The organism is Citrobacter pasteurii (genome assembly GCF_019047765.1).
Lineage (GTDB): Bacteria > Pseudomonadota > Gammaproteobacteria > Enterobacterales > Enterobacteriaceae > Citrobacter > Citrobacter pasteurii.
Genome location: NZ_CP077262.1, coordinates 4,547,566 through 4,574,006 on the forward strand (window position 1 = coordinate 4,547,566; position 26,441 = coordinate 4,574,006).

Here is a 26,441-nt window from a genome sequence, read left to right on the forward strand (position 1 = left end):
CCGGAGGAAGATTATGTGCGCTTCACACCTGCTCAACCGCTGGCTTCACGGTGCCAGCAATAACGGAGAACAGGAGATGGTCCAGGTCAGTCTGGAGCAAATCCAGCCGTTCTCCCTCAATCCCCGCGTCACCCGCAACCCCGGCTATGACATACTGAAAGCGTCAATTCTCGCCCGCGGGCTGGATAACCCGCCGGTACTGACCCGCCGTCCTGGTGATGAAAAATATATGCTCGCCAGCGGTGGGAACACGCGCCTCGCCATCCTCAATGAATTGTGGCGGGAGACGCAGGATGAGCGTTACCACCGCGTCTGCTGGCCGTTCAGACCGTGGCCGGAAACGCTGTCACCGCAGCAGGGCGAAGTCCAGTGCCTGATCGGCCATCTGGCGGAAAGCGACCTGCATAACGGATTGATGTTTATCGAACGCGCGGAAGGGATCCTGCACCTGCGCGATCTTTACCACGAGGCAGGTATTGAATGCGTGACGCAACAGGCGCTGGCGGAACAACTCACCCGCGACGGCTATCCCGTCAGCCAGTCGCAAATCAGCCGGATGCTACAGACCGTGGACTGGCTGCTGCCCTGCATCCCTAACGCATTGTATGGCGGCCTGACCCGAAAGGTTATTGATCGCCTGCTGGCGCTACGCTGCGCAGCGGAACAGGTCTGGGCAAAGCTGATGCCGCTGGAACGCCAGCCGGAATTTGCCGACCTGTTCAGCACCGCCCTCGCCACCTTCAACAGCGAGCCGGAAGCCGTGGTACCGCAACTGGTGCAGGACGAACTGCTCGGCGAGATGAGCTGTCGCAGCGGCATGAGCTGGAATACGCTTCTAGCAGAACTGACCGATGGTCAGAGCAAGCGGCAGGCGCTGCTGGGACCGCCAGCCGAAAAGGTCCTCTGGCCGCCACCGCCCGAACCAGAAAAAGCACCGCTTCCAGAGACAGAGCTACCGACTGTACCCGCCGCGCCCGGCGAGCCAAAGCCCTCGCCGCTGGTGCATACGGCACGGTCGCTGTTTGCCTGCTGGGGACTCGACGCCTGTATCCAGCCGGACGATAGCGCTCCGGCCGGTTTCACCCTCGCGCCCTGCGACGATTTTCCCCATCCGGCGGCACAGCGCTGTTACCAGGTGCTGGCCGCCCTGAACGGTGACACCAGCACGCCGATGCCCGCCCTCGAATTGTTACTGTCGCCGGACTACGACAACGCCCAGATCCAGCAACTGATGCAGCTTATCAGCCTGTGCCGCCAGCGACGGCTGCGGGAGGTTCACCATGACGCCCTCAGTTAACCAGGCCGTGCTCACCCACATTGTCCAGGCGCTGAAGGAGGGGCAGATCCGCTACTGCGAATCGCTCGGCTTCAGCCCGCAGGAGCTGTGCGAACTGACGCGCCTTACCGCCGATGACATCCTGTTTCTCAGCAACAGCGCGGTGCAGTTCATCACCACCCACATTGACCACAATATGCTGGGCCGGATGCTGGCGAGGATGGAGCAGGAGCGGCTGTTCCAACAGCGTCTGGAGGAAGCGCTGTCGCTCGGCGCGTCCATCGAATTCATCAACCACTATTTTGGCCTTTCCACGCCGGAGGTCTGTGCCCGGCGACGTCTGATTGGCCTGTTTGTCCGGCAAGGGCGCAACAATGCTCCGGATGAGCAGATGGAGACACTGGTATGGAACGAGTGGCAGAAAACAGGCGTGAACAAGCTCGACTCACCCGAAGCGCTGACCACCATGATGGCGATGGCCCGTGAGCACGACCTGTCGCTGACGGTTATCTGGAACCTGCTGCGCCAGTGGACTCAGGAGAAACTACTGCATGAAGAGTGACGATCGGCTGCTGTTTCTCGGCAACCCGCAGCAGAGCGTGCCGAAGCGCCTGCTGCTGGCGCGCAACCTCTCCCCGCGCGACAAGTTCGCGTGGCAACTGCTGCGTCTGTACGCCCGCGACGACGGTAGCGGCGTCTTCCCGTCATACAACGAACTGCAGGGCTGGCTCTCCGACCAGCCTGAGGATGAGAAGGCCTCACGCAGTACCGTCAGCAACGCGCTGATGATGCTGCGGATCACCCGCTGGCTGAGCCTGTGCCAGCGACTACGGGACGAACAAAGCGGTAGGATCACCGGCAACCTCTACGCCCTGCATGATGCGCCACTGACTCATGCCGATGCCTGTCGGATGGACAGCGAATATCTGGCGCTGCTCACCGCCAGCTCCCACCACCGCAACCGGCGTATCCGCACCACTGCCATCGGGTTACTGCTCTCTCTGCAACAACCTGTGGACAGTGGACGAACCTGCACTGAGTCTCCATTGAAGACCGCCCCTGGTCTTAATCGAAGACTCAGTAAAAAATGCCCTAGTCTTCAATTAAGACTCAGTGATGTGGCGGGGGCTGGCGGGCAACCTGAGCCGCATTGCGTACATACTGGTACAGATTTAAACAATAAACATCAAAAGCGTACGCAACTGCTGCACTGGCCTGTGGATAATCCCTTCAGCGCCAGCGAGCGCCACGCCGCCGAACGCGCGATGCGTAATCTGGATCCCGCCCTCTGCCAGCAGGTGCTGGACGACTGCCTGTGGCGGATCGCCGCCCACGATATTCACCGCCCCCTCGCCTATCTGCTGGCAACGCTGGAGAAGGCCAGACGGGGCGAGTTCAATCAGCTTCGGCGCAGGCGCAGATAGCCCTGATTTTATGCGCACCGCATAAAGCCGGTGTACCAGCTATCAATCAAACCTCATTCATCGACGAAATCAACTTTCTGCGGACCAGATGGGTTTCCCGTCGCCTGACTCATTGCGCGGACCGACACTGCGGGCATCTGAATCCATGGAGAATTTCCGATGCCTGGCACAACCCTGTTCAGCGATATCCGCATCACCCTGCACACCCGCGTCGCCGCCCGGCTATGGCAGGCGCATCCCACTGGCATACTGCTCTGTCTGGCGTTACTCAGGCGTCTGCTACGCGCCGAAGAGGCCGACGATCCGTGGGCCGCCCACTGGCTGAAGCAACTGCGCATCCGCCTGAATCTGATCGCGCACCTGCTGAAGCAAAAAAATCGTCGGCTGGACCAGGCCTTCGCCAGCCTGCCGAGCGCTATCCACACCACGCAGGTCAGTAATCCGTCCCCGACCGAATTCATCCTGCCGCTGGCGCTGTTCTCACCGCCAGGTTCACGCCTGCTGCAACAGTTGATTGATTACGATCTGCTGGTCCGCCGCACCCTGCTTGCCTGGCACCTCGGCCTTATCACCCAGGCGGAGAAGCGCGATTTCATTGCGATGATCCCACGCCTGATGCTCCAGGCGTTCAGCTTTGTGAACCGCTTTCGCACCACCGGCGTAACCCGCGCTGACGTGCGGGTGAACAGTCCGCTGGCGCAGACGATGACGCATAAGCTCGGCAATCTGCCCAAAAAGATGCTTGCGGAGATCCAGCGCGATGTTTAATGACGATGATGATGAACGCTCCGCCCGCAAAAGCTCGCTAAAGGGCCTTTTAAAGGCCTTTAAGGGTAAGGGAGAGCTGCGAGCGCTGGTGCGGGAATTACAGGCGCTGCGCGCGCAACTGCAACAACGCCAGCCGATGCTGAAACAGGCGGTGTATGAACTGCCGGGACGCAACGTACCACTGATCCTGTGCAGCAACCCGGCGCGCTCCGGCGTCAGCTATCTGCGCTGGCGTAATCTGGACAACAACCGTTCGGGAGGCGTGGCGTTGCAGGAGGCCATTCAACAGCCGGACGCGAGCGATGAACTGCGCGATGCGCTGATGGCGCTCGAATGGCGGCGGCAGGTGCTGAATACGCAGCTTTCGGTGGTGATGTTTATGCTGCGCCGGATACAGCCCTTAACCACGCTGGTTTAAAATTTTGTGCAAAGTTAAACCCTGAGTGTCACTTTAGCGAAAATTTTAAACTCACCTCATGCACCTTAAAACAGGCACTATCCGTTTAATGCGCGTTTTAAGATGCAATTTTTACCTTCTCCCTCCAATTTCCCCTGTCGCCTGATCCCTCCGGCACACCATGCTGAACTCCCTTTCACCGGAGACAGCCCATGCAACTTTACCTATGCGAAAAACCCTCTCAGGCGCGCGATATCGCCCGCGTACTTGACGCCCGTAACCGCAGCGACGGCTACCTGCATAACGCCACCGTGGCCATCACCTGGTGCTTCGGCCATCTGCTGAGCATGGCCGCGCCGGAGGATTACGATCCGGCGCTGAAACACTGGCGGGCAGAGCATCTGCCGTTTATTCCCCCGGCATGGCGGCTGGTGATCCGCCCGGAGGTGCGCAAGCAGTTCCGTATCATCGAAAAGCTGCTGAAACAGGCGGATGCAGTGGTGATTGCCACCGACGCCGACCGCGAAGGCGAAACCATCGCCCGTGAAATTCTGGAGCAATGTCGCTGGCGTGGTCCGGTCCAGCGGCTGTGGCTGTCGGCACTGGATGACGCCAGTATCCACAAGGCGCTTGCTGCGATGCGATCCGGTGACAGTACGTATCCGCTGTATCAGGCTGGACTGGCGCGCGCCCGCGCCGACTGGCTGGTCGGCATCAACATGACCCGTGCCTGCACGCTGATGAACCGGCGGCACAAGGGCGTGCTCTCCGTCGGCCGGGTGCAGACGCCGACCCTGCGTCTGGTGGTGGAACGCGACCGGGAGATCGCCAGTTTCGCGCCCCGCCCCTGGTGGCGGGTGGATGCCCGCTTGCATGTTGAGGGTTGTTCCTTTCTGGCGCAGTGGCAGCCGGATAGTGCGTACAATGACGATGAAGGACGCTGTATCCGCGAATCTGCCGCCCGCGAGGCCGCCGCGCGTCTGCAACAGGCCGGAACCGCGCTGGTACTAGATGTGACCACCCGGCGGGAGAAAACGCCGCCACCGCTGGCCTTCACCCTCTGCGCCCTGCAGCAGGCCTGCTCAAAACAGTGGGGCATGGGCGCGCAGGAGGTACTGGATATCGCCCAGCGCCTGTATGAAACCCATAAGGCCACCACCTATCCACGCACCGACTGCGGCTATTTGCCGCTCTCAATGCATGCTGAAGCACCGCAGGTGCTGGCCGCGCTGGTCGCCAGCGACGCCTCACTCCAGCCCCTCGCCACGCTACTGAATCTGCAGCAACGCTCCCGGTTGTGGGACGACAGTAAAATCACCGCCCACCACGGCATCATCCCGACCCGTAAAACGGTAGATCTGACGCAGATGAACGACAGCGAGCGCAAGGTTTACGGCCTGGTGCGCAGCCATTTTCTGGCGCAGTTTCTGCCGGAGCATGAGGTGGATAAAACGGAGTTGCGCCTGAACTGCGCCGGGGAAACGCTGTCTGCCCGTGGCTCAGTCGTGATTGTCAGCGGCTGGCGGCAACTGTTTTTACGCGAGGTGGCAACACATTCACCGGAAGAAACGCAGTCACTTCCCGCTCTGCAACAGGGACAGACCTGCCAGGTAGAACAGGTGGACGTTCGCGCCCGCCAGACCCAGCCACCGGAGCACTACACCGAAGGGACGCTGATTGCCGCGATGAAAAATGCCGCCCGTTTTGTCAGCGATGAACGCCTGAAGCTGCGGCTGAAAGAGAACGCGGGCATCGGCACCGAAGCCACCCGCGCCGGGATTATCCAGACGCTCCTTAAGCGCGGTTATCTGATTAAGCAGCGACGCTTTCTGCTGGCAACGGATACCGCCAGCACGCTGATTGACGCCCTGCCGGAAGCGCTGAAAGATCCGGGCACCACTGCGCTATGGGAGCAAATGCTGGATGACATCGCGACGGGGAAAATGGGGCTGGAGGCGTTTCTCGCGCAGCAGGAGCAAAACGTCACGGATCTGATTAAGTCGTTACTAAATGGGTAAAGTAATAACCTGCCAGTTAAATCTCCCAGTATCTTATAGATTGTAAACCTTTAACATTGGTGTGATCGGTATAGGTGGCTTTTAAGACCGTCTCACCAGTTGTTTTATCTTTGATATCATAGCTATCGATTTCGGTTTGTCCTAAATGTCCTTTTTCTCGATGATGAGTGCGAATGTAATCATACTTGCTACGGGGGTACATCGTTTCAAACTCTTCTTCAGAAATTCTTTTTTCTTGTTCAGTCGTCATTGTTGTTCTCCATAAGTTAACCCAATTAACCTTACAAATTGAACGTCAACATTTCAATAAAAGCATATTCCATAACGTATTATGATCTTTCAGCATTTTAGTAGCTAAGACCTTTATGCTACCAACCCCACCAACTTTCACGCCTTAAAAACAATTCCCCCTTTCGCTTCCCCCTGCCAAAGATTCAACTAAACGGGTCAACCCAAAGTCCGCCATGCATTCCTGAAACGCGGAGGCGCACAGCGCGGAATGCCCGTACTGCCAGTAACTCAGAGGTCTTGCAGCCCATGAGCCAAACCCGAAGCGGGGCATCCCCGCGCATGGGGAGCTCCGTATCTTCAACACGGAGACACCACCATGAACGATACCCATTACTTTAACCTGTACACCAGCGGTCTGGGCTACCTAAACCGGATCCGGGAAGTGACCCCGAAAAAAGGCGAACCGTTCCTGTGTTGCGACATTGCCGCACTACGGGGCGAAGCCAGCAACGCGGAGCACACCTAGTTCGACTGCCGCGTCAGCGGCAAGGAAGCGCAGAAACTGGTGCGTCGCTGTATCGACGCCTGCGAGCAGAAACGCAAGGTGCTGATCCAGTTCCGCCTCGGCGATCTGTATGCCGACACCTTTGTCTACAGCAAAGGCGACCGTAAAGGCGAAACCGGCGTCAGCCTGAAAGCCCATCTGCTGCATATCGGGCTCATCAAAATTGACGGTGAAGAAGTTTACCGGGCAGAGCGCGAAGCTGATTCACAGTCAGCGCCTGCCACACCGCCAACAGAGCCTGTACCGCAGTTCTGACGCACAGCATTCACCCTGCCGGGGAAATTCCCCGTCGGGGCGTTTCCCAGGCCTTTTACCGGAGAGACGCACGATGAATACCGTATTGAACTCACGCGAAGAAGCCCTTAACCGAGGCAAACTGATTAACCTTGATGACGAGGCGCTGGACGCTGGATCTGGCCATAACTCTTTCGGCCCACAAGCACTGTCTTGAAGACCGGAATGACAACGCCATCAGGGACCTGCTGAAAGGTGTTGAAATGGCAGTAGTAGTGGCCTTTATCTCCCACCAACCGCCGCAACGCACCATTCGTATCGATTACCGCTCGGTGCTGACGCAGAAAACCAACGGCAGCACGCAGCAGCAAACCGTCAGGCTGACATTACGCGTTCATTTTTCTGAGCAAGGCATCCCCATCGCCGCCACTCTGGGGCTGATGGGGGAAAGATCCCCTTACTGAACTGATTTCGCGCCCGAAATAACGGGCGCTATTTTTTGACGCCGCAAACAGTTGTCGGTAGTTCCTTGTCCTCTCATCCTGCACGCTCCTGTCAAAGCACTGTGGAGGATGTGATGAAACGACTACTGACAGCTCTGCTCCTGTTTATTTTCAACGGCGTGGCCGCAGCCTCCCCTGCCACGCCAGAAGTCGTCCGCTACGACCGCTATCTGCTGGTCAGCACGTCACCGCAACAGCCGCCACTCGAACAGCTTACCGCCCTGGCCGTTCCGCCCGGTTTTCATCCGACGGTAGGGGAAACGTTGCAGTACCTCCTGCGCGACAGCGGCTGGTCTTTGTGTCTCGCCGATGCGCGCCGGGCGCAGCTTTATAGCCTCCCGTTACCGCTGAGCCAGTACAACACCGGCCCGCTGCGCCTGAAGGCCGCCCTGCAACTACTGGTGGGCCCGGCGTGGCGAATAACCACCGACGAAAACCGCCGCGAAGTCTGTTTCGCCAGCGACCATTCCCTCTCCCCGACGGTGGCTTACCGTCATCCCGTGTCCCTCCACCCTTTGGGGCCGTTAACGGCCCCGTTTTTTCTCGCCGGAACCGTACAGCGTGGCGATATCCGACTGGCCGTAATCGTGCCGCCGGAAGCCGTTTACCTCCATCAGGTGGTGTGGCTGCGCAGCGGAGAACAGTGGCGTAGCTGGCGGCTGGAGCGGTTTGATGAGCGCCGGGCGGTATTCCGTCACGGCAAACGCCAGCTAACGCTGAAGATGCCGGAGTAAGCGATGAAACGCCTGGTTCTTCTGTTACTGTTCACCGCCAGCGCGTGGGCGCAACCGCTTCAGGTGCAGACCAGCCAGAATGCGGACTCCGCTCTCAGGCCGCTGACCACGCGACAGCAGGCCACCGCCTGGGGTATCACGCCGGAAGAGTGGCAGCGCTATCTCATGCTGAAACAACAGGTGCGCGGCGTTTGGTCGCCGGGGCTCGATCCGCTGACCACTCTGGGCGTTGAAGCCGACACTGACCACGAACGTCAACGCTTCGCCGAACTGCTGGTCAGGCAGGAATACCAGCGGCTGGAGAAAGAACTCGCCTTCCAGCGCGCCTATGACGCCGCCTGGCAACGCCTCTATCCGGGCCTGACGCCGCTGAAAACCACCTCCACCAGCACTTCCCGCGTTTCGCTGTTTGTCCAGGATGACTGCCCGCCCTGCGACAGCCTGCTACGTACCCTGCTGGCGCAGCAGCGTCCGCTGGATATCTGGCTGGTCAACAGCGAAGGTGATGATAACCGGGTCCGCCGCTGGGCGATGGCGCACGGTATTGACGCAAAGCTGGTGAGTGAACACAGCATCACGCTTAACCACGACGCGGGCCGCTGGCTGCTTTTAGGGCAGAGCAAAATCCCGGTAGCGCTGGAACGTAAGGGGGAGCAATGGCGCGAGGTCCTGCCCTGATCCTGCTACTGCCCTGTCTGGCGCTGGCACAGCCTCTGCCGGAAGCGTACCTGCGCGCCGCGGAGCATTTCCGCGTGCCGCCGGAACTGCTGTGGGCCGTCACACAGACCGAAAGCGGCGCAAACCTGAACGGCAGACATCGCCCGTGGCCGTGGACGCTCAATATCAAAGGCATCGGCTACCGCTACGCCAGCCGGGAGCAGGCCTGTCAGGCACTGCTGGCCGCCATCCGCCGCACCAGCCCGAAGCGCATTGATGTGGGGCTCGGGCAAATCAATATCGGCTGGCACCGGGCGTATTTTGACTCTCCCTGCGACGCCCTGCATCCCCTGCAGAACCTGTCGCTCACCGCACAACTGCTGCGTCAGCGCTACGACGAACGTCCCGGAAGCTGGCTCAATGCCGCCGCCCGCTATCACCGTCCTGCTGGCGGCGCGCCTGCCACACGCTACCGCAAGCTGGTCAGTCGCCATCTGCAACGGGCCACATCACCATGAGCCGCTACGCGCTGGAAGCGCTGCTGCGCCCGCCTGTGGAGTTTTACAGCACCGTCACCGCTGGCTGTGGTGCATTAATCTGCCTGACGCAAGCCCCGCTGCTGATGCTGACGCCGTGGCAAGCCCGCCTGATGGCCTGCGCCCTTATGCTGCTGGCCCTACGACGCGGCTGGCAGGGATGGCAAATCATACGCTACCAGCGTAACCTCCTGCGCCTGCCGCGCTACGCGCTGACCAGCCGGAAAATCCCGGTCAGCCGCCAGAGGCTGTTTCTCGGTAAGGGCTTTCGCTGGCAGCCCATCCACACCCAGCGTCTGTACGACTGCCTGCAACCGGAAGCCGCACGCAGGCTGCGCCCGGGATGGTGTTACCGCCTGGCAAGGCATATCGAAAAACGCGGTGAACATACCCTGCCCAGTCTTGCCCGCCTGCTCAGCGCCGATCGCTGGCTGAACCCAGTACGTCCGCTGCCGCCCGTCGGCGGCAATCCGTGGTTGCACGGCGTGGAGCTGAAAGAGTGCGACGTCACCCTGCCGCTCAGTGAACGCCCCGGCCATACGCTGGTGCTCGGTACCACCCGCGTCGGCAAAACCCGGCTGGCGGAACTGCTTGCCACTCAGGACATCCGCCGTGGCGAAGTGGTGATCGTTTTCGATCCGAAAGGCGACGCGGATCTGCTGAAGCGTCTGTGGACAGAGACGCAGCGCGCCGGACGCGGCAACCGCTTTATCCTGTTTCACCTAGCGTATCCGGAGATCTCTGCCCGCTACAACGCGATCGGGCGCTTTGGCCGCATTTCGGAGGTGGCGTCACGCCTCACCGGACAGCTTTCCGGCGAAGGTAACTCGGCAGCCTTCCGCGAGTTCGCCTGGCGCTTTGTCAACATCATCGCCCGCGCTCTGGTAGCGCTCGGCCAGCGCCCCGACTATCAGTTGATATCCCGCCACGTCGTCAATATCGACGCCCTGTTTATTGACTATGCCCGCATCGTGCTGCCACGCCACAACCCGCGGGCGTGGGAAGTGGTGGCGCAACTGGCGGAGCGCGTTAACGACAAAAACACATCACGCCATATGCTGGGCCGCGATCCTCACGTGGTGGCGCTGGAGCAGTACCTCAACGCGGAGAAATTATACGATCCGATCCTCGACGGCCTGCTCTCGGCGGTGCGCTATGACAAAACCTACTTCGACAAGATTGTCGCCTCGCTGCTGCCGCTGCTGGAAAAGCTGACCACCGGCACGCTCGCTGCCCTGCTCGCCCCGGATTACCACGATCTGGACGACATGCGATCGATCCTCGACTGGCAACAGGCGATCCGCCAGAAGGCAGTGGTCTATATCGGGCTGGATGCACTCTCCGATGCAGTGGTTGCTGCCGCTGTCGGCAATTCGATGTTTGCCGACCTGGTGAGCGTCGCCGGGCATCTCTACAAATTTGGCCTCAATGAAGGACTGCCCGGCAACAGTGAAAAACCGCCGCCTGTCAATCTGCACTGTGATGAGTTTAACGAACTGATGGGCGAGGAGTTTATCCCGCTGGTCAACAAGGGCGGCGGCGCGGGTATTCAGGTCACCGCCTACACCCAGACGCTGAGTGATATTCAGGCCCGCATCGGCAGCGCGCCCAAAGCGGGCCAGGTTGTGGGCAACTTTAATAACCTGATTATGCTGCGGGTCCGTGAAACCGCCACAGCTGAACTGCTGACGAAGCAACTGCCGCAGGTAGAAGTGCGCAGCCGCCAGGTCAGTTCCGGTGTCACCGACACGCCGGGCGGCATCAACAGCTTTACCAGCAACACCCGCGAGCAGGTGGTCACCCGCAATGTACCGCTGCTGGATACCGCCGCGTTGATTCAACTTCCTAAAGGCCAGGCCTTTGCCCTGCTTGAGGGCGGGCAGCTGTGGAAAATTCGTCTGCCACTGCCCGTAGCAGATAAGCACAGCCCACTACCGGAGTCCGTCGCACAACTGGTGGCCTGGATGCAGGCGCGCCAGCGGGGACAGCCGGAATGAGTGAACAGCAACCGCCTCCATCACTTCCGCCACAAGGACCGATTGGCTGGCTTCTGTCGCTGGCCGGACGGCTTATTGGGCTGGTTATTGGCGCGCTGGTTCTAAGGATCGTACTAGAGCTGGCGGGGCTGTATTTCTGGTGGCCGCAGGAGGGGGGCAGGCATGTTTTTCAGGTGATGAGACAAGAGCGGGCGGAACTGGTTATTGCGTTGCAATCGCATCCGCTGGGGAATGAAATTCTGGTGCTGTTGGAAAAAGGGACAACTCGTGTACTTATGGCCAACAGGCTCCTGCAAAAACCGTTCACCGCCGTGGCTCATACGCTGGTGAGTTTTATGCAGCGCCTGGTATGGCTCGTCTCCATACTCCCCCTGGTCTGTCTGTGCGTATTAATCGGACTGACAGACGGACTGGTCCTGCGGGATTTGAGGCGGTTTGGCTCCGGGCTGGAATCGGTTTTTCTCCACCGTTATGTCATCAGGTCAGGCAGTTCAGTCGCCTCCACGCTGTGGGTGTTTTATCTGGCACAGCCGCTGTTTCTGCCTGCGATGCTGGTTTTACTGCCTGCCGCCTTATGGTTTGGGATAACGGTATGGATGGCAGCAGGGAGTTTTAAGAGGTGGCTATAATTATTCACTCAATTTTACTCCTCCTCGTTTCGAGAGGTAAGGTTCGCTGCATGGACAACTTCTTTCAGTTACCTTAGTAATACTCTTTCCATCAGCAGATACCATTGTAAATACATCATCTGAATTAGCTCAGATCTGAGCTAATCTGGCAGGCAGTCTGGTGCCAGAAGCGGTAACCAGGTCGCGTTCAAATCCTATACAAGTGAGGTTTTATGAGCCAATGGAAGATTAAATTTCAGTATAATTTTTGTACTGATTTTATAAATATTTTGTGATTTGGAATAGCGAATAGAAATTAATCCATTGAAATAAAAAAATTTCAGTATTAGTTTAAGGATATCAGAGTCAGTTATCGATATAGATATACAAAGTCCATTACCGTAACGTTTTTAATATATGAACAATCATTAAGGAGTGTTTATGAGCGAACATTTAGTTCCCAAAGTTGGTGAGCATAGGTTATACGATCTCTTTTCTGAAAAAACATCACTAGAAACTAAAGCTAGCACTGCAAGGTGGTACGCTGAAATGATGATTGATTTATTCTTCAGTGAAAAAGGTAAAGAGGAATTAGGTGAGGATAAGTTCAATAGTCTTTCCTTAGGCGATAAAATAAAAATAATTAAGCCTTATGTTTCTATTGAACTGATCAATTCATTGAATCATATAAAGCAATTTGGTGATATTGCATCCCATTATAAACCCGGTCGCACTATTAAAGAAGAAGAAGTTAATAATATCGTCGAAAAATCTCTTTTGTTATTTGATTTTGCATTAATTGATCTTTTGAAAGATGGTGGCCTTAGAGCCACAGAGGTAACAGGTACATTATTCTCAACATTTCTTCCATCGGTAAGAGTAAGGGTCTTGAGAAAAATAATAAATTTGAATGATATAAATTATCGTTCTGATGATGACATGTATCATTTAGATAAATTAGTGTTGGCGTTGACTAAAAATGGTGAAATTTCCAAGGCATTAAGAATATTAGAGAAACTAAGGAAAAATAATCAAATAGATGAGAATTGCGTGAGTTTTTGGAAGGAAAAACTCTCTCTTATTCAGGAGAAAATCGATGAGGACATTCTACCTATTCCTAAAAACATTTCAGATTGCAAACGGAACTTTGACGATGTTATAAGCCTAATGTCAAGTGAAGAAAAAAAAGCAAACGAAAAACTCATTAATGTCTTTAATATAATGCTTGACCAGATAGAACCAAGCGAGATGGGTGATAAAAAACCTAATCTCTTGATTCTTATGTAACAATTTTAGCAAATATCAAATGGCGCACCACAAATTTGGATCCTGTCAGTAATTCTGTATAACTACCCACTCATTAAAGGTGGTCGCTCAGGCGGTCACCGAACTCAATTATAAAACGACTCATTGCCAGTCGCCAGTTCCGGATCGGCATACTCCATTTTTTTGACGCATCTTTGATCGCCCGATAAACAACTTTCCGCACCGAGTCATCCGTGGAGAACACTTTAAGTTTCTTAATCGCGGCCCGGATCAAGCTGTTCAGCGATTCGATTGCGTTTGTGGTTTAGATGGCCTTGCGGATATCTGGCGGATAACTGAAGAGCGTATTAAAGTTTTCCCAGTGGGTGCGCCAGCTTTTGCTGATTTTAGATATACAACAATAACCTCACATGGCCGTTATCACGGCCATAATTTCTTATATCAATGATGTTAGTAATCTGAATATCAATTAGACAACTCTATGTGCAATTAGGCTGAAGTCTGCTCTGTGTTTTTGAGGGTCTGCCCCCCATTAATTAATACACATTTTGTTAGGAATGTCATTGCTGTGAAACTATTTCATAAGACTAAAATGTCTGCTAATCAGCCCATAGCTGACAATCAAGTTTGACATAGAACGTGGCCAGATGAAGCCTAGTCTATAAACGTCATAGAATATATGACCATCTTCGAGAGTGACGTTAAATATCGGACACTCCTGAAAACTTTTACTCGATATAAACAATTCTTCGCTGATACGTTTCACGCCTCTCATCTACCCTGCACTGAACACACAACCCAGAGAACGCTGCTATGTGCCATAGTCCGCTATTTTTGTTTCTGGTTTTGCTCATAGGACAACAGGCCTGGGCCTCCCCGGAATCCACCCAGCTCGCCCTCGCGCTGAAACAACTCGACGGCGTGAAAACCTCGCTGGAGCGTGCCCAAACCAGCTCCAGCACCAATCCACAATCGCGCTACTTCTTCGACTACTTACAGGCGCAGCAGGACATCTCTGCCGTTGAACAGGGCATTCGCCGCTACCTTACCCCGGCAAGAGCGCAGCCACGCGCCATCCAGCCCCTAAGCACCAGCTACCAGCGGGAGAACCCCGATGACTGACTCCCAACTCGCCGCCTTTCAGGCCGCAAGCCTGAGCAAACCGGAGACCGTCAGCCTGCTGGTGCTCGGCATGTTTACCAGCGTCCTGCTGCTGTGGTGCGCCTGGACGCTAATGGTCGCCTGGCAGGGCGTCTGCCGCCAGCGTCTGAGCTGGCAGAGTTTTGGCGCGGTGGCGGCCCGTTCACTGTTACTGGTGCTGGTCAGTTTCTGGCTGGTACTGAGCTGAGGAGGAATCATGCGCTGGCTGTTGTTACTGTTATTTGCTGCATTCAACGCCTTCGCCGACCTGCCAACGATGGAAGATCCGTCGCGCGGCCAGGGTCAGGGCATTATGGAGACGCTGCAAAACTACGGCTTTGACATCGTGGTGCTGCTGGCGCTGGCCATCTGCGCCGTCGGTTTTCTGGTGGTGGCGAACAACTGCATTGCCACCTACTCGGAGATCCAGAGCGGACGCAAGCAGTGGAAAGATCTGGGCTCGATGGCGGGCGTCGGCAGCATTCTGTTGGTGGTTATCATCTGGCTGCTCAACCAGGCTTCGGACGTCCTGTGATATGGAGAGCATCCCCTTTCTCCCCGACCGCCTCAACCGCGAGCCTGTGATCTGGCGCGGTCTGACCACCAGCGAGTTGTTTCTGGCGCTGGCTCTCGGTCTTGGTGGCGGTTGCATATCCGGCATTCTGCTGGCCCTGCTCAGCGGTTACTGGCCGTTGATCCCCGGCTCGGCGCTGGCAGGCGCGGCATTGTTGATTCAGGGTGGTGGGCGCATTCTGGCGCGCGCCAAACGCGGTAAGCCAGACACCTGGCTACCACAGGCAATCTTTGCCTGGCAGGAACGCCATCATCTTCGGGGTACGCAACTGATCCAGCACAGCGCCGTATGGGTAGTGCGCAGGAGTCCGCGATGAGCCGCTTTCGCCATGCGCTGGCCGAGCGCGATAACCATATTCTGACGCTGCGGGCGGTGATTATTCTGTTGTGTCTGTGTCTGGCGGGCATCGGCTACGGCTGGTACCGCGCGCCGCAAAAGCTCACCCTCTGGTTCCCGCCGGACCTGCGCAGCGGCAGCACCCGCCCGTGGTGGGAAGTGCCTCCCGCCAGCGTCTACGCCTTCACCTTTTATATTTTCCAGCAACTGAACCGCTGGCCGGACAACGGCGAGGAGGACTATTCCCGCAACCTCCGCTCGCTGCGCGCCTACCTGACGCCCGCCTGTTACACCCGGCTGGAGCACGATTTCCAGGTGCGGCGCAACGGCGGTGAACTGCGCGAACGCACACGCGGCGTGTATGAGCTTCCCGGCCACGGCTACAGCAGCCTGGTGCATGACGGCGATAAACGCCCCTTCCCCCGCGTCGAGACCTTAAGCCGGGATGCCTGGCGGGTGACACTTGATGTAGCGGTTGAGGAGTATTACCAGAACGAGCCGGTGAAAAAAGCACTGGTGCGCTACCCGTTGCAGGTGGTGCGTTACGCCATTGATGCGGAGAAAAATCCGTGGGGACTGGCGATCGACTGTACCGATGCCGCGCCGCAGCGTCTGGTGGCGGAGGAGAAACCATGAGGCCAGTCCTCTTTACTTTATTGTTCAGTTTCCCCGCCTTCGCCACGGAAGTGGTGCAGTGGGAAAACATCCCGCTGCCCGTCACGCTGCATGTCGGGCAGGAGCGAATTGTCGACGTGGGTAAACCGGTGCGCATCGGCTATCCCGACACGCTGGAAGGCAAAGTGCGTCTGCAAAGCGCAGGCGGCAAGGTCTTCCTGCTGGCGAACACGGCGTTCCCAGCCACCCGCATCCAGTTACGTGATACCGGCAACGGTGAGCTGATCCTGCTGGATATTCATGCCACCCAAGGCACTTCGACACTTGAACCAGTGCAAATTAGCTATGCGCCACAAACGCCTGCCACAGCCAAAGCATCCGTTCCAATAACAGCATCAACCGAGCCCCTGCCCGTCCTGCTGGTGCGCTATGCCGCGCAGAGCCTGTATGCGCCGCTGCGTACCGTCGAAGCCCTGCCCGGCGTCACGCCTGCCCCCGTCCGACTGGCGAAACGCATCACCACCTTACTGCCTGAGCAACCTGTTACCGCCACCCCGCTGGCGTCATGGCAGGTCAACGCCACCACCGTCACCGCCATCCGCCTGCAAAACCAGAGCGGACAGCGCATCACGCTCGATCCGCGCGAACTTCAGGGGCAGTTCACCGCCGCCACGTTCCAGCATGACTGGCTCGGCCCGCGTGGTCTGGCAGAAGATACCACCGTGGTGTACCTGGTGACGGAAGGCCCGGTTTCCCGCGCCCTGCTGTCGGAGGCGAAACCATGATGCCGCGCCAGAGCCTCCTGCTGAAAATCCTGCTGCCTGTGATTGTCTTTCTCACTGTCTGGTTACTGCTGCGCCCGGCCAGCAAAAACACCACTGAGAAATCCCCGTCCCGCACCGTGGCAGCCTTAACGCCGCAGGAACTGCGCGATCTGGGCATCGATGGCGACACGCCTGCCGATACCGTCGCCACGCTGGTCGGCCAGATGAAGCAGTACCGCCGCGAACTCCAGTCAATCCAGAGCGATAATGAAAGCCAGCAGGCGCGCGAAAAGCGGCTGAAAGCCCAGCAGGCGACGCTGGTATCGGAGTTACGCGGCGATATGCGCAGACAGCAGGATCAGATGCGCGATGAGTTGCTGAAAAGCCAGCGTGGGTTGCTGGATAAACTCGACCGTCTGATGGCGAAACGCCCGGATGATATCCCGCCCGGTCTGGGGCTGACGCCCGGCGAACTGCCCGCCGACGTACAGCCGGATATCCGCTGGCTGGAGCCGCTGGATGCGCCCCCTCCTGTAGATGAAAAGCTGCTGCGTGTCCCCCTGAAAGCGGCGGACAAATCGCCGATGAAACCTGACGTAAAGATCTATACCCTGCCGCAGAACGCCACACTGACCGGATCGGTCGCGATGACGGCGCTGATTGGCCGCGTACCGCTCAACGGCACCGTCAGCGATCCCTACCCGTTTAAGCTGCTGATTGGCGAGGACAACCTCACCGCCAATGGCGTTGAGCTGCCGGACGTGGCGGGCGCGGTGGTCTCCGGCATCGCCTCGGGTGACTGGACACTCTCCTGCGTGCGCGGGCAAATCACCTCGATGACCTTTGTGTTTCACGACGGCACAATCCGCACCGTCCCACAGGGCGGCAAATCCGGCAACAAGCAGCAGGAGATCGGCTGGCTCTCGGATAACCAGGGGCTGCCATGTATTCCCGGCGAGCGTAAAAGCAATGCGAAGGAGTACCTGACCTCGCAGTTCCTGCTGGCGGGTTCCGGCGCGGCGGCACAGGCCTTCGCCAATGGCGAAAGCACCACCGTGGTGGAAGACGGCAGCATCACCAGCGCGGTAACAGGCAACAACGGCCAGTACGTCCTCGGCCAGGCCATTGGCGGCGGATTAAAAGAGACCGCCGACTGGATGAAACAGCACTACGGCCAGATGTTCGACGCCGTGTATGTGCCGCCGGGCCATAAGGTGGCGCTACATCTCACCGAACCGCTGGCCATCGACTACGAGCCGGAAGGCCGCAAAGTGAAATACCAGCAGGCCAGCACACCGGGGGGACTGGAATGATACGCGCTATATTGATGTTGCTGTTTTTGCTGGCCGGATGCAGCACCTCGCAGGAAGAACTGATGTCGGTCGACCCCGATGCCAGCATGCTCTCGCTGTGGCAGCAGCAAAGCAGCGGCAACGCGGCTCTACTGGATGCCCGCGCCCAGCTACGCCGCCCGCCAGATGGCCCGGTGGCGCAGCCTGAGGCAGACACTATCCGCAGCCAGTTTCCGCGCCTGCCCAACCCGGATATGGTGTTGTACGTTTTCCCGCACCTCAATGGCAACATGCCGGTGCCTGGTTACAGCACCGTCTTCCCCTTCTATACCCGTCCGCAGTATGCGCTGCCGGGCGAACGCCTGACGCCGCCATGAGTGAACGGCGCGGCCTGACCGAACAGGCACTGAATGCCAGCTACCGCAAGGGCCCATCATTTGTCGACTGGCTGCCGTGGGTGGAGTTTTTTCCGGAGTCGCAGACGCTGCTGCTGGAGGATGGCCGTTCGGTGGGAGCAGTATTCGAACTAACGCCTGTTGGCACCGAAGGCCGCTCGATGGCGTTTCTGGAACAGGTCCGCGATACCGTCACTGACGCATTGCAGGATGCCTTTGACGAGCACGTACGCGCGCCGTGGGTGGTGCAGTTTTTCTGTCAGGACGAGGACGACAGCGAGACGTGGCTGGAGACTCTTGCCGCTTACGCCGCACCGGAAATCCGCGACTCCGCTTTTACCCGCGAGTGGCTCACGCAGATGGCAAACCATATGGCGAGCCTCACCCGCGATGAGGGGCCGTTTCTCGATAACACCGTCACCCGAACCCGCTGGCGGGCGACGTGGCGGCGCACGCGGATGGTGGTGTACCGCTGGCTTCCCGCCCTTTCACCGGATGAACCGTCCCCAGAAGAGACGCTGAACCACATCTGCGAGCGTCTCACCGCCGGGCTAAAAGCAGCGGGCATCAGCGCAGTCCGTCAGAATGAGCAGGACATTCACCGCTGGCTGGTGCGCTGGTTTAATCCCGCGCCGCCCGTTGAAGATAAAAAAGCCTTCTGGCGACAACTGGATTTACCGGAAGAAGAATCCCTGCCCGTCATCACCGATTTCGCTGAACGACTGCTGACGAGCGAACCTCTCTCGGATGCGGAGAAAGGCGTCTGGTGGCTGGATAACCGTCCGCATAAAGTCGTGGTGGTCGACCGCCTGCGCAAAGCCCCTCCGCCGGGCCTGCTGACCGGGGAAACCGCGCGCGGCGACGGCATCAACGCCCTGTTTGATCTGCTGCCATCGGGAACCATCATGAACCTGACGGTGGTGGTGTATCCGCAGGACAAACTGGAGCAGCACATCAGCCACCTTTCCGAACGCGCGATTGGCGACAACACCGATTCGGAATACACCCGCAGCGACTGCCACGAAGTGCGCAGCTATCTGAAAGACGGCCATAAACTCTACCGCAGCACGCTGGCGTTTTACCTGCATGCGCCCGACACCGACGCCCTGTTTCGCCAGCAGCGTCAGTTGCACAGCCTGTTGCTCAACGCCGGGCTGGTGCCAGTGAAGGAGCAGCACGAAGTGGCCCCACTCAGCCACTGGCTCCGCTGGTTACCGATGTGTTTCGATCCCCTGCGCGATCCGCGTGGGCTGTATACCCGGCTCAACTTCGTCCAGCACATCGCTGGGCTGATGCCGGTGTACGGGCGGGAAACCGGCACCGGGCATCCGGGGATTTGCTACTTCAACCGCGGCGGCGCGCCGCTATGCTTCGATCCGCTGAACAAGCTTGACCGTGCGCAGAATGGCCACCTGCTGCTGCTCGGCCCGACCGGAGCGGGCAAATCCGCCACCCTTAACGCGAAAATCGCGCAACTGATGGCTCTTCATCGCCCGCGCCTGTTCATCATCGAGGCCGGAAACTCATTTGGCCTGATGGCCGACTATGCCGCCGCCCACGGTCTGACGGTAAACAAAATCAGCCTGCGCCCCGGTTCCAGCGTGACGCTGCCCCTGTTCGCCGATGCGTGGCGACTGGTGGAACAGGCAGTTACCGACGCCGAACCGCCGGAGGACGAAGAAAGCGACAGCGATGACCAGCGCGATGTGCTCGGCGAGATGGAGATCACCGCCAGGCTGATGATCACCGGGGGCGAGGCGAAAGAAGATGTACGCCTCACCCGCCCGGACCGGGCGATGATCCGCCAGGCGATTATCGCCGCCGCGCATACCTGCTACGAGGAAAAACGCCAGACGCTGACCCAGGATATCCGCGATGCGCTGTTTGGCCTTTCCCGCGACAGCAGCCTGCCGGAAGCCCGCCGCCAGCGGGCGTATGAGATGGCGGAATCCATCAACCTGTTCTGCGCCGGGTTTGAAGGCGAACTGTTTAACCGCGAGGGCCAGATGTGGCCGGAGGCAGACATCACCCTGGTGGATCTCGCCACCTTTGCCCGCGAAGGCTATGAAGCGCAGCTTGCCATCAGCTATATCTCGCTGATTAACCATATCAACAACCTCGGTGAACGCGACCAGCATCTGGCGCGACCCATCGTCAATATCACCGATGAAGCGCATATCATCACTGTTAATCCCTTATTGGCGCGCTTTCTCACCAAGGGCTCGAAGATGTGGCGCAAGCTCGGCATCTGGCTGTGGCTCGCCACCCAGAACCTGGCAGATTTTCCCGATGAGGTGAAGAAGCTGCTCAACATGATCGAGTGGTGGGAACTGCTGGTCATGCCGCCGGAAGAGATTGAACAGGTTTGCCGGTTTAAGGCACTGACGGAAGAACAGCGGCAACTGCTGCGCTCAGCGGTGAAATCGCCGGGGCAGTATACCGAGGGCGTGGTGCTCTCGCCGCGCGTTGAGGCGCTGTTTCGGGTGGTACCGCCAGCGTTGTATCTGGCACTGGCGATGACCGAGAAGCATGAGAAGGCGGAAAGGATGCGGATTATGAAGGAGACGGGGTGCAGTGAGGTGGATGCGGCATCAGCCATAGCCAATTATAAAAATTAATATTAATATACTATTTTAACTTTTTGATGAGAAAATCATGTCCACTGATTTCGAAGAATGGATTGTAGAAAAACTACCCTATTTTAAATTGATGAGTTCTCAGCTTGCATCCGTTATTGAAAATGTACTCAAGCAAAACAACATAGATTATTTTTCCGTCGATTCCAGAACAAAAGACATTAATGGAATTATGGAAAAAATAAAAAGAAAAAATTACAAAGATCCACAAAATGAGCTTACTGACATATCTGGAATAAGAATAATACTTTATGTCGAAGATGGCGTCATAAAGGTGTGTGATATTCTCAAAAGTATTTTTCAGATAGATCGTGAAAATAGCTTAGACAATATGCAACGATTATCAACAGATAGAATTGGCTATCGTTCAACACATTTCATATGTGATGTAGGTAATGTTCGTTCTGGAATGGAAGAATATAGATCATTTTCCGGATTAAAATTTGAAATCCAAATACGAACCATTCTGCAACATGCTTGGGCTAAATAGCTTCGCCTATTACCGCTCCACTTTAGCCAGTCCGTGTTGGTTACCGGGGAATGGCGAGGCAGCCGTCATAAACTGATTTACCTGTCTCAGTAACTGCCACATATATCGGCACTGATGGTTTCGCGTTACAGTTTCGTGCAGGGATAACCACAACAGTTCTATCGGATTCAGCCACGGTGAATATGTCGGCAGGAACAACAACCGGAACTTTGTGTTCTTTTCCAGCCAGCGTTCCACTTTGCGGCTTTTATGAATGACGTAGTTATCAAGTACCAGCGTAATGGTTTTCGCTCGTCGGTATGTGCGCCGTAATGTCTCTAACAGGTTGATAAATAAATCAGAACTTTTGCTGATGCCACTGACATAGTGAGTTTTTCCGGTCCCTGAGTGTAGTGTGCCTGCCAGATAATGCTTCCGGTTCTGTCCCGGCGTGGCGACACGTTTCTGCTGCCCTCTGGACATCCAGTCCGCACCGATTTTAGGGTTCAGGTCGATATCGACTTCATCCTGATAAAATACCGGATGTTCCGCCTGCTCCTGTTCCAGTGCCTGCCTGATGACTCGCTGTTTTTCTTCATACAGCGGGTCCTGGATTTTCAGCGTTGGTGCTGCCCTGCGCCAGACAATACCCGCCCGTTTCAGGTATCGGTGCAGGGTGGCGCTGTGCAGCGTTACGTTAAAAATCCGGTTAACGATGCGGGCCAGCAACTCCGTACTCCAGCGGGAACGCAGCCAGCAAAAATCCTTCGGGGAACGCTGTACCAACAGTGGCAGAACCTGAAGGATATCGGCGACCGGCCAGCGTGGAGCGCGTCCGGGTCTGAGGCTTTTTAATCCTTCAACACCATGTAAAGTAAACCAGTTTATCCATCTGCCGACAGATGAGCGGGCAGCACAGAGCAGTCTGGCGACGTCGGTGACAGTCATTCCCTGATGCAGCATCAGCATGGCGATAAGCCGTCGGGAATGGTTTTTGTCGTGGGTTTGCTGGGCCTCTTTGCGCATCAGTTGTCGTTCTTCATCAGGAATTGCTGTTATGATCTGCATCGCTCAGTCCGGTTGGTGATTTTTTTGATTTGGCGATTGATCAGATCGCTCAATTCGGACTGAGTTCCATCATAGTGATCTACTATTTTGCGAAGCTATTTAGTCTGATTGCCCAACATCTAAACATAATCCAGTTAATTTAATGTCCATCAATTATCCGTAAAATATGTTACCAATTGAGAAGCAATCTCTAAATATTCCCTCACAATCACTCGAATTACAGAACTGTGGCGACACAGTGAATCCTCGCAAACATAAACATGCTACGAGATTCAATTAGGCAGAATCAAATAGATAAACTCTATATGAATACAATTAACCTTTCATTTAAAATACTAATTAGGGCCTGAGCACCAAAGTGTGTGTAAAAAAAACAAATACACTCAAATAAATTAATGTTTTATATTCATCGATGCTTACAATACAAAAAATCACTCCAGATTTATATTCCCACACAAGTTAAAACAAGAATAAATTGACTATGGATACAATTTAAAAGCGACACATAACAAACAACAATTAACAACAATCGTTTATACATCCAAACCTATTATTTTATTGACAGACATCTTACAACTTATCATAATAAATTTATACATTATTATAGTGCGTGTGATAGTCAACGCTGTATGAATTACCCTCGGGAGAAATAGAATGAAGTGTTTTTATAATCAGAGACATCACTGTGTAGAACAATTAACAAAAGAGCATGTTATATCCAATTCCGTTCTGAAACAATTAAACAAAAGAGAATCTGGAAGTATAACTCAAGCCGATGTGTATAATAATAAGATATTATTTAACCATGAACAAGTCATTAGGGATGTTTGCAAAAAATGCAATAACATAAGCTTATCTATTTATGACAATGCGGGTAAAGAACTAGTTATAAATTTAATTAACTCCACGTCAAATGAGCCTCTAAATATCCCTTTTACGGAAGCGCATCTAGGATGGTTGCTTAAGAGTCACTTTAACTTTTTTAGAGTTATAAAAAACAGTTTGGATAATAAACCATTCAAAGTTCAACAAAGAATTAAAAATGCTCTAATAAAACACAAAAAAATACCTACCGACTCCTTCATTATCCTAGCAAGAAACTTAGATAACACCCCGGAAGTATGGGGTGATGTGGAAACAAAACACTCTCACCCTGTTCTACCTCAAATTCATTACAATAGTAAAACTATATTGCCGCAAGAAATAGTAATTTCAAGGCTCACAATTAGGCAACTTGATACAGTATTGATTCTACCTTCAAACGGAGTATACAAGAAATTTGAGAAAAGAGCAGATGATTCTATGTATATTTTAAAAGATTGGGGAGGTGGATATTGCAAACTTGAACTTAACTCCATCTTCAATGAAAGAAGATTGAAATTTGAAAATATATTTGGGATAGACAAACTCTCCCCATATATTGATCGAGCATTTTCATAAAACAAAGCTCAACTCTTTTGGAAAAAAATATAAGAATTGAATAATTCAATCTATAAATTATCATTTAAAATAGGAAAAACATACTGTACAAAAAATTTTCAAGTAAGACACTGCAAAGGAAGGGCGACAAGGGCAAAGGGGCCTGCCCGAAAAGGAGAATTATGCTGAAGTGGCTACAAAGACCATCCCGGAGCCACCCACCTGCGCCAGACGCTTCGCTGCCGGAGGGCTGGTTTGCGCCGCAATCCGCAGAGCGATTGCTGGCGACACCGTTACGCCAGTCCTGTTTGCAGCAGTTACGGCAACTGACCCCGCTGCCGGATACCCTGTTTGATAGCTGGATCCTCACTGCGATTCACCACTTCGCCGCACTGGTGCAACTGCTGCCCGCCTCACAAAGTCATCATCATTCCATTGCCGGGGGCTACTGGATCATTCGCTGGAAGTTGCCTGCAACGCCATCCGGCTTCGCCAGGGTTACCTGCTGCCACCAGAAACGGGGGCGGAAGAACAGGCCCGGCAGGCCAGCGCATGGACGGTCACGGTAGTCTGCGCGGCATTGCTGCACGATACGGGAAAAATCGCCGTGGATATGGAGATTCATCAACGTGATGGCACCCGCTGGCATCCGTGGCAGGGTAATCTGGCACAGCCTTATCGCTGGCAGTACCAGAGCCACGGTCGCGACTATCATCTGCACCCTGCGGCTGGCGCAATGCTGATTAATCAGTTGATACCCTCGCCATTACTGGAATGGCTGGCCGGATACCCCACGGCTTTTGCGTCCCTGATTTATCAGCTTACCGGACACTACGAACGGGCTGGCGCACTGACTGAACTGGTACAGTTGGCCGATAAAGCCTCCGTTGCCCGATACCTCGGCGGCGATATCAAAACCGCGCTGGCGCAAAAGCCCTCGTCCTTCCCCCAGCAGCTTCTTACAGCCTTGCGGTCGCTGGTACAGAACGATTATTGGCTGAATAATCCCGAATGCGGATCGGATGGCTGGCTGACGGAGGATGCGCTGTGGCTTATCAGCAAAACCACCGCCGACCGGGTGCGGGCCTGGCTGCTCCAGCATGGCGTAGCCAGCGTACCGGAAAATAATAACCGCCTGTTTGACGAACTGCTGGCACATCAGCTTATCGTTGCCAATGAGGATAAAGCGATCTGGCGCTGCATTATCCGATCAGATAAGGGCTGGTCGCCCGTTGAACCGCTGACGCTGCTGCGCCTGACGCCGTCTGCAATATGGGAGCCAGGCGAACAACGTCCCGCCTGTTTTGCCGGTGATGTGACGCCGGTAAGCGAAGCTGAACCCGTCCCTGAACTTAGCGCGCCCACTCAACCGCTGCCGGAAATAGCAGACGACCCGAGGCTTGGTGACAATAACAACTTCCTGCAGTGGCTGAAGAACCACACCAGTTCTTCAGCCACGGTGAATACCCGGAACGGCAAGGTACATGTGGTGGAAAACCATCTTTTTTTGGTCACACCGGGGATCTTTAAGATATATGCAGCAGAAACGACAGGCGATAGCGGCGACGGCTGGAAACTGGCACAGCGAATGTTTCAGGAGTCAGGGCTGGCCCTGCGCTGTAATGATGACAGTTTTATCTGGACCTGCGAGGTTCGGGTTCCACAAAAGAAAAGTAGTCAGTTGAAAGGGTTTCTGATGGAGGATCCTGGGCTGGTGCTTGGAGAGAAAATACCGGTGAATAACCCGTGGCTGAAGTTATTACCGATTTAATAGTTTGATTAATAGCTAATCGGTCAATAAAGATCGCAACGTGTATGCATAATATTACTTGAGAATTGAACTGCACGAATAAGTGCTTTATCATCCGGCATAGCTTTGTTTACAAGTGAAGGTTCGTAATCGCCCTTTAAACCCGCCAATCTGAACAACTCTCGATAACAATCAGATCCAAGTTTTTGATTACAGGGTTCACATAGGGTAACTAAATTTCTGTAGCTTGTTTCCCCGCCTTTTGAATAAGGAACAACATGTTGAAGAGTAAGATTTTCTGTGCTTGAACAAATCACACATTGATTATTATCTCTATCAAGAATTCTTTTTTTAAATTTACCTCGGAATGTTCGTTTCCTAACGGAATCTGATGCCAACGCAATATCTGTAAACGAACCAAAAGGAGATATTAAGCATTTCTTTTTTCTCAACCAATGAGGCATGTGCTCATAAGCAAAAGAAATATCGACAAGAGCCCAGCCCTGAAAACATGTCCACTCATAAAGAGACTTTGTATCATTAATTATTGTGTAAGTTTGGCCTAGCTCTTCCAATGCACGAGAAAATCGCTCACTTATTACAGGCGATGGAGTACGGAACTCCAGGCCTTGATCATCAGGAGCAGAACCTAAAGTATCTGTCGAGAAATAAGCGTACCCACCACAGACCAATTTTAGATCAAAAGCATATACATCATTCAATCTTTATTCCTCCACAAATAACACACTAATTTAAAGGAGATCCGTTA

General features: G+C 55.1%; 28 protein-coding genes and 3 pseudogenes. 27 read left to right on the plus strand and 4 right to left on the minus strand.

What is annotated here, in order from left to right; genetic code table 11:
- Nucleotides 1-13 precede the first annotated feature (13 nt).
- The 6 genes from I6L54_RS21915 to I6L54_RS21940 all read left to right on the plus strand — a co-directional run bounded on the left by I6L54_RS21915 (nt 14) and on the right by I6L54_RS21940 (nt 5,883).
- A complete protein-coding gene (locus I6L54_RS21915) occupies nt 14-1,297 on the plus strand; it encodes a ParB family protein (RefSeq protein WP_040230280.1) in 1,284 nt (427 codons plus the stop codon).
- On the plus strand, nt 1,281-1,838 hold the full coding sequence (locus I6L54_RS21920; protein WP_040230281.1) for a DUF2857 domain-containing protein: 558 nt from the start codon (nt 1,281-1,283) through the stop codon (nt 1,836-1,838). The genes I6L54_RS21915 and I6L54_RS21920 overlap by 17 nt, the downstream gene beginning before the upstream one ends.
- A complete protein-coding gene (locus tag I6L54_RS21925) occupies nt 1,828-2,700 on the plus strand; it encodes an STY4528 family pathogenicity island replication protein (RefSeq protein ID WP_040230282.1) in 873 nt (290 codons plus the stop codon). Before I6L54_RS21920 ends, I6L54_RS21925 begins: the two co-directional genes overlap by 11 nt.
- A gap of 159 nt (nt 2,701-2,859) precedes the next feature.
- On the plus strand, nt 2,860-3,468 hold the full coding sequence (locus tag I6L54_RS21930) for a PFL_4669 family integrating conjugative element protein (RefSeq protein WP_040230284.1): 609 nt from the start codon (nt 2,860-2,862) through the stop codon (nt 3,466-3,468).
- Complete coding sequence (locus I6L54_RS21935) at nt 3,461-3,886, plus strand: DUF3158 family protein (RefSeq protein ID WP_040230286.1); 426 nt, start codon at nt 3,461-3,463, stop codon at nt 3,884-3,886. The genes I6L54_RS21930 and I6L54_RS21935 overlap by 8 nt, the downstream gene beginning before the upstream one ends.
- Nucleotides 3,887-4,077: 191 nt before the next feature.
- On the plus strand, nt 4,078-5,883 hold the full coding sequence (locus I6L54_RS21940) for a DNA topoisomerase III (protein ID WP_040230287.1): 1,806 nt from the start codon (nt 4,078-4,080) through the stop codon (nt 5,881-5,883).
- Nucleotides 5,884-5,899: 16 nt separating this feature from the next.
- On the opposite strand, the gene I6L54_RS21945 is transcribed toward I6L54_RS21940, so the two are convergent.
- A complete protein-coding gene (locus tag I6L54_RS21945) occupies nt 5,900-6,133 on the minus strand; it encodes a hypothetical protein (RefSeq protein WP_040230288.1) in 234 nt (77 codons plus the stop codon).
- Between the two features lie 357 nt (nt 6,134-6,490).
- Here I6L54_RS21945 and I6L54_RS21950 point away from each other — a divergent pair.
- The 9 genes and pseudogenes from I6L54_RS21950 to I6L54_RS21985 all read left to right on the plus strand — a co-directional run bounded on the left by I6L54_RS21950 (nt 6,491) and on the right by I6L54_RS21985 (nt 13,235).
- Nucleotides 6,491-6,934: pseudogene (locus I6L54_RS21950) on the plus strand (STY4534 family ICE replication protein).
- A gap of 73 nt (nt 6,935-7,007) precedes the next feature.
- On the plus strand, nt 7,008-7,130 hold the full coding sequence (locus I6L54_RS24475) for a hypothetical protein (RefSeq protein WP_256376053.1): 123 nt from the start codon (nt 7,008-7,010) through the stop codon (nt 7,128-7,130).
- Between the two features lie 46 nt (nt 7,131-7,176).
- On the plus strand, nt 7,177-7,377 hold the full coding sequence (locus I6L54_RS24415; RefSeq protein WP_245163421.1) for a hypothetical protein: 201 nt from the start codon (nt 7,177-7,179) through the stop codon (nt 7,375-7,377).
- A 113-nt stretch (nt 7,378-7,490) separates the two neighbouring features.
- A complete protein-coding gene (gene pilL2 / locus I6L54_RS21960) occupies nt 7,491-8,150 on the plus strand; it encodes a PFGI-1 class ICE element type IV pilus protein PilL2 (RefSeq protein ID WP_040230289.1) in 660 nt (219 codons plus the stop codon).
- Between the two features lie 3 nt (nt 8,151-8,153).
- Complete coding sequence (locus I6L54_RS21965; protein ID WP_040230290.1) at nt 8,154-8,828, plus strand: TIGR03759 family integrating conjugative element protein; 675 nt, start codon at nt 8,154-8,156, stop codon at nt 8,826-8,828.
- Nucleotides 8,807-9,325, plus strand: coding sequence for a transglycosylase SLT domain-containing protein (locus I6L54_RS21970; RefSeq protein ID WP_040230291.1), 519 nt, complete (start codon nt 8,807-8,809; stop codon nt 9,323-9,325). The genes I6L54_RS21965 and I6L54_RS21970 overlap by 22 nt, the downstream gene beginning before the upstream one ends.
- On the plus strand, nt 9,322-11,340 hold the full coding sequence (gene traD / locus I6L54_RS21975) for a type IV conjugative transfer system coupling protein TraD (protein ID WP_040230292.1): 2,019 nt from the start codon (nt 9,322-9,324) through the stop codon (nt 11,338-11,340). The genes I6L54_RS21970 and traD overlap by 4 nt, the downstream gene beginning before the upstream one ends.
- A complete protein-coding gene (locus tag I6L54_RS21980) occupies nt 11,337-11,969 on the plus strand; it encodes an IncC plasmid conjugative DNA transfer DtrJ family protein (RefSeq protein ID WP_040230293.1) in 633 nt (210 codons plus the stop codon). The genes traD and I6L54_RS21980 overlap by 4 nt, the downstream gene beginning before the upstream one ends.
- 420 nt (nt 11,970-12,389) lie before the next feature.
- Entirely contained in the window at nt 12,390-13,235 is an 846-nt protein-coding gene (locus I6L54_RS21985; protein ID WP_040230294.1) for a hypothetical protein, read from the plus strand.
- Between the two features lie 73 nt (nt 13,236-13,308).
- On the opposite strand, the pseudogene I6L54_RS21990 reads toward I6L54_RS21985, so the two are convergent.
- Nucleotides 13,309-13,602, minus strand: a pseudogene (locus I6L54_RS21990) (transposase); the annotation flags it as partial.
- A 458-nt stretch (nt 13,603-14,060) separates the two neighbouring features.
- On the opposite strand from I6L54_RS21990, the gene I6L54_RS21995 reads away from it, so the two are divergent.
- From I6L54_RS21995 to I6L54_RS22040, 10 genes are read left to right on the plus strand one after another with little or no spacing between them, the layout of a single operon-like run.
- Complete coding sequence (locus I6L54_RS21995) at nt 14,061-14,336, plus strand: integrative conjugative element protein, RAQPRD family (protein ID WP_246600988.1); 276 nt, start codon at nt 14,061-14,063, stop codon at nt 14,334-14,336.
- Nucleotides 14,329-14,562 carry a TIGR03758 family integrating conjugative element protein gene (locus I6L54_RS22000; protein WP_040230297.1) on the plus strand — a complete coding sequence of 78 codons (234 nt, stop codon included), beginning with the start codon at nt 14,329-14,331 and terminating at the stop codon, nt 14,560-14,562. The genes I6L54_RS21995 and I6L54_RS22000 overlap by 8 nt, the downstream gene beginning before the upstream one ends.
- 9 nt (nt 14,563-14,571) lie before the next feature.
- Entirely contained in the window at nt 14,572-14,889 is a 318-nt protein-coding gene (locus I6L54_RS22005; RefSeq protein WP_023212783.1) for a TIGR03745 family integrating conjugative element membrane protein, read from the plus strand.
- Between the two features lies 1 nt (nt 14,890).
- On the plus strand, nt 14,891-15,244 hold the full coding sequence (locus I6L54_RS22010) for a TIGR03750 family conjugal transfer protein (protein WP_040230298.1): 354 nt from the start codon (nt 14,891-14,893) through the stop codon (nt 15,242-15,244).
- Nucleotides 15,241-15,900 carry a PFL_4703 family integrating conjugative element protein gene (locus tag I6L54_RS22015; protein WP_040230300.1) on the plus strand — a complete coding sequence of 220 codons (660 nt, stop codon included), beginning with the start codon at nt 15,241-15,243 and terminating at the stop codon, nt 15,898-15,900. The genes I6L54_RS22010 and I6L54_RS22015 overlap by 4 nt, the downstream gene beginning before the upstream one ends.
- Entirely contained in the window at nt 15,897-16,664 is a 768-nt protein-coding gene (locus tag I6L54_RS22020) for a TIGR03749 family integrating conjugative element protein (protein ID WP_040230301.1), read from the plus strand. Before I6L54_RS22015 ends, I6L54_RS22020 begins: the two co-directional genes overlap by 4 nt.
- Nucleotides 16,661-17,956: a TIGR03752 family integrating conjugative element protein gene (locus tag I6L54_RS22025; RefSeq protein WP_040230302.1), complete on the plus strand. Its 1,296-nt coding sequence runs from the start codon at nt 16,661-16,663 to the stop codon at nt 17,954-17,956. The genes I6L54_RS22020 and I6L54_RS22025 overlap by 4 nt, the downstream gene beginning before the upstream one ends.
- Complete coding sequence (locus I6L54_RS22030) at nt 17,953-18,312, plus strand: TIGR03751 family conjugal transfer lipoprotein (protein WP_040230303.1); 360 nt, start codon at nt 17,953-17,955, stop codon at nt 18,310-18,312. Before I6L54_RS22025 ends, I6L54_RS22030 begins: the two co-directional genes overlap by 4 nt.
- Nucleotides 18,309-20,948 (plus strand): conjugative transfer ATPase, encoded by a 2,640-nt coding sequence (locus tag I6L54_RS22035; protein WP_040230305.1) that lies wholly within the window; start codon nt 18,309-18,311, stop codon nt 20,946-20,948. The genes I6L54_RS22030 and I6L54_RS22035 overlap by 4 nt, the downstream gene beginning before the upstream one ends.
- Nucleotides 20,949-20,985: 37 nt before the next feature.
- On the plus strand, nt 20,986-21,456 hold the full coding sequence (locus tag I6L54_RS22040) for a GTP pyrophosphokinase (protein WP_040230378.1): 471 nt from the start codon (nt 20,986-20,988) through the stop codon (nt 21,454-21,456).
- 9 nt (nt 21,457-21,465) lie between these two features.
- On the opposite strand, the gene I6L54_RS22045 is transcribed toward I6L54_RS22040, so the two are convergent.
- On the minus strand, nt 21,466-22,503 hold the full coding sequence (locus I6L54_RS22045) for an IS630 family transposase (protein ID WP_040230307.1): 1,038 nt from the start codon (nt 22,501-22,503) through the stop codon (nt 21,466-21,468).
- 654 nt (nt 22,504-23,157) lie between these two features.
- On the opposite strand from I6L54_RS22045, the gene I6L54_RS22050 reads away from it, so the two are divergent.
- A complete protein-coding gene (locus I6L54_RS22050; protein WP_040230309.1) occupies nt 23,158-23,943 on the plus strand; it encodes a hypothetical protein in 786 nt (261 codons plus the stop codon).
- A 161-nt stretch (nt 23,944-24,104) separates the two neighbouring features.
- A pseudogene (gene mobH, locus I6L54_RS24690) lies at nt 24,105-25,693 on the plus strand (MobH family relaxase).
- Nucleotides 25,694-25,716: 23 nt separating this feature from the next.
- Here mobH and I6L54_RS22060 read toward each other — a convergent pair.
- Entirely contained in the window at nt 25,717-26,394 is a 678-nt protein-coding gene (locus I6L54_RS22060) for an HNH endonuclease (protein ID WP_072041411.1), read from the minus strand.
- Between the last annotated feature and the right edge of the window lie 47 nt (nt 26,395-26,441).

Coding starts and splice junctions, on each gene's coding strand:
- I6L54_RS22035 (WP_040230305.1), top strand. CDS start 18,309: ATGAGTGAACGGCGCGGCCTGACCGAACAGGCACTGAATGCCAGCTAC.
- I6L54_RS21980 (WP_040230293.1), top strand. CDS start 11,337: ATGAGTGAACAGCAACCGCCTCCATCACTTCCGCCACAAGGACCGATT.
- I6L54_RS22040 (WP_040230378.1), top strand. CDS start 20,986: ATGTCCACTGATTTCGAAGAATGGATTGTAGAAAAACTACCCTATTTT.
- I6L54_RS21915 (WP_040230280.1), top strand. CDS start 14: ATGTGCGCTTCACACCTGCTCAACCGCTGGCTTCACGGTGCCAGCAAT.
- I6L54_RS24475 (WP_256376053.1), top strand. CDS start 7,008: ATGAATACCGTATTGAACTCACGCGAAGAAGCCCTTAACCGAGGCAAA.
- I6L54_RS22030 (WP_040230303.1), top strand. CDS start 17,953: ATGATACGCGCTATATTGATGTTGCTGTTTTTGCTGGCCGGATGCAGC.
- pilL2 (WP_040230289.1), top strand. CDS start 7,491: ATGAAACGACTACTGACAGCTCTGCTCCTGTTTATTTTCAACGGCGTG.
- I6L54_RS22015 (WP_040230300.1), top strand. CDS start 15,241: ATGAGCCGCTTTCGCCATGCGCTGGCCGAGCGCGATAACCATATTCTG.
- I6L54_RS22025 (WP_040230302.1), top strand. CDS start 16,661: ATGATGCCGCGCCAGAGCCTCCTGCTGAAAATCCTGCTGCCTGTGATT.
- I6L54_RS21930 (WP_040230284.1), top strand. CDS start 2,860: ATGCCTGGCACAACCCTGTTCAGCGATATCCGCATCACCCTGCACACC.
- I6L54_RS24415 (WP_245163421.1), top strand. CDS start 7,177: ATGGCAGTAGTAGTGGCCTTTATCTCCCACCAACCGCCGCAACGCACC.
- I6L54_RS21945 (WP_040230288.1), bottom strand. CDS start 6,133: ATGACGACTGAACAAGAAAAAAGAATTTCTGAAGAAGAGTTTGAAACG.
- traD (WP_040230292.1), top strand. CDS start 9,322: ATGAGCCGCTACGCGCTGGAAGCGCTGCTGCGCCCGCCTGTGGAGTTT.
- I6L54_RS22005 (WP_023212783.1), top strand. CDS start 14,572: ATGCGCTGGCTGTTGTTACTGTTATTTGCTGCATTCAACGCCTTCGCC.
- I6L54_RS21925 (WP_040230282.1), top strand. CDS start 1,828: ATGAAGAGTGACGATCGGCTGCTGTTTCTCGGCAACCCGCAGCAGAGC.
- I6L54_RS21985 (WP_040230294.1), top strand. CDS start 12,390: ATGAGCGAACATTTAGTTCCCAAAGTTGGTGAGCATAGGTTATACGAT.
- I6L54_RS21920 (WP_040230281.1), top strand. CDS start 1,281: ATGACGCCCTCAGTTAACCAGGCCGTGCTCACCCACATTGTCCAGGCG.
- I6L54_RS21970 (WP_040230291.1), top strand. CDS start 8,807: ATGGCGCGAGGTCCTGCCCTGATCCTGCTACTGCCCTGTCTGGCGCTG.
- I6L54_RS21965 (WP_040230290.1), top strand. CDS start 8,154: ATGAAACGCCTGGTTCTTCTGTTACTGTTCACCGCCAGCGCGTGGGCG.
- I6L54_RS21940 (WP_040230287.1), top strand. CDS start 4,078: ATGCAACTTTACCTATGCGAAAAACCCTCTCAGGCGCGCGATATCGCC.
- I6L54_RS22050 (WP_040230309.1), top strand. CDS start 23,158: ATGAAGTGTTTTTATAATCAGAGACATCACTGTGTAGAACAATTAACA.
- I6L54_RS21935 (WP_040230286.1), top strand. CDS start 3,461: ATGTTTAATGACGATGATGATGAACGCTCCGCCCGCAAAAGCTCGCTA.
- I6L54_RS22010 (WP_040230298.1), top strand. CDS start 14,891: ATGGAGAGCATCCCCTTTCTCCCCGACCGCCTCAACCGCGAGCCTGTG.
- I6L54_RS22020 (WP_040230301.1), top strand. CDS start 15,897: ATGAGGCCAGTCCTCTTTACTTTATTGTTCAGTTTCCCCGCCTTCGCC.
- I6L54_RS22000 (WP_040230297.1), top strand. CDS start 14,329: ATGACTGACTCCCAACTCGCCGCCTTTCAGGCCGCAAGCCTGAGCAAA.
- I6L54_RS22045 (WP_040230307.1), bottom strand. CDS start 22,503: ATGCAGATCATAACAGCAATTCCTGATGAAGAACGACAACTGATGCGC.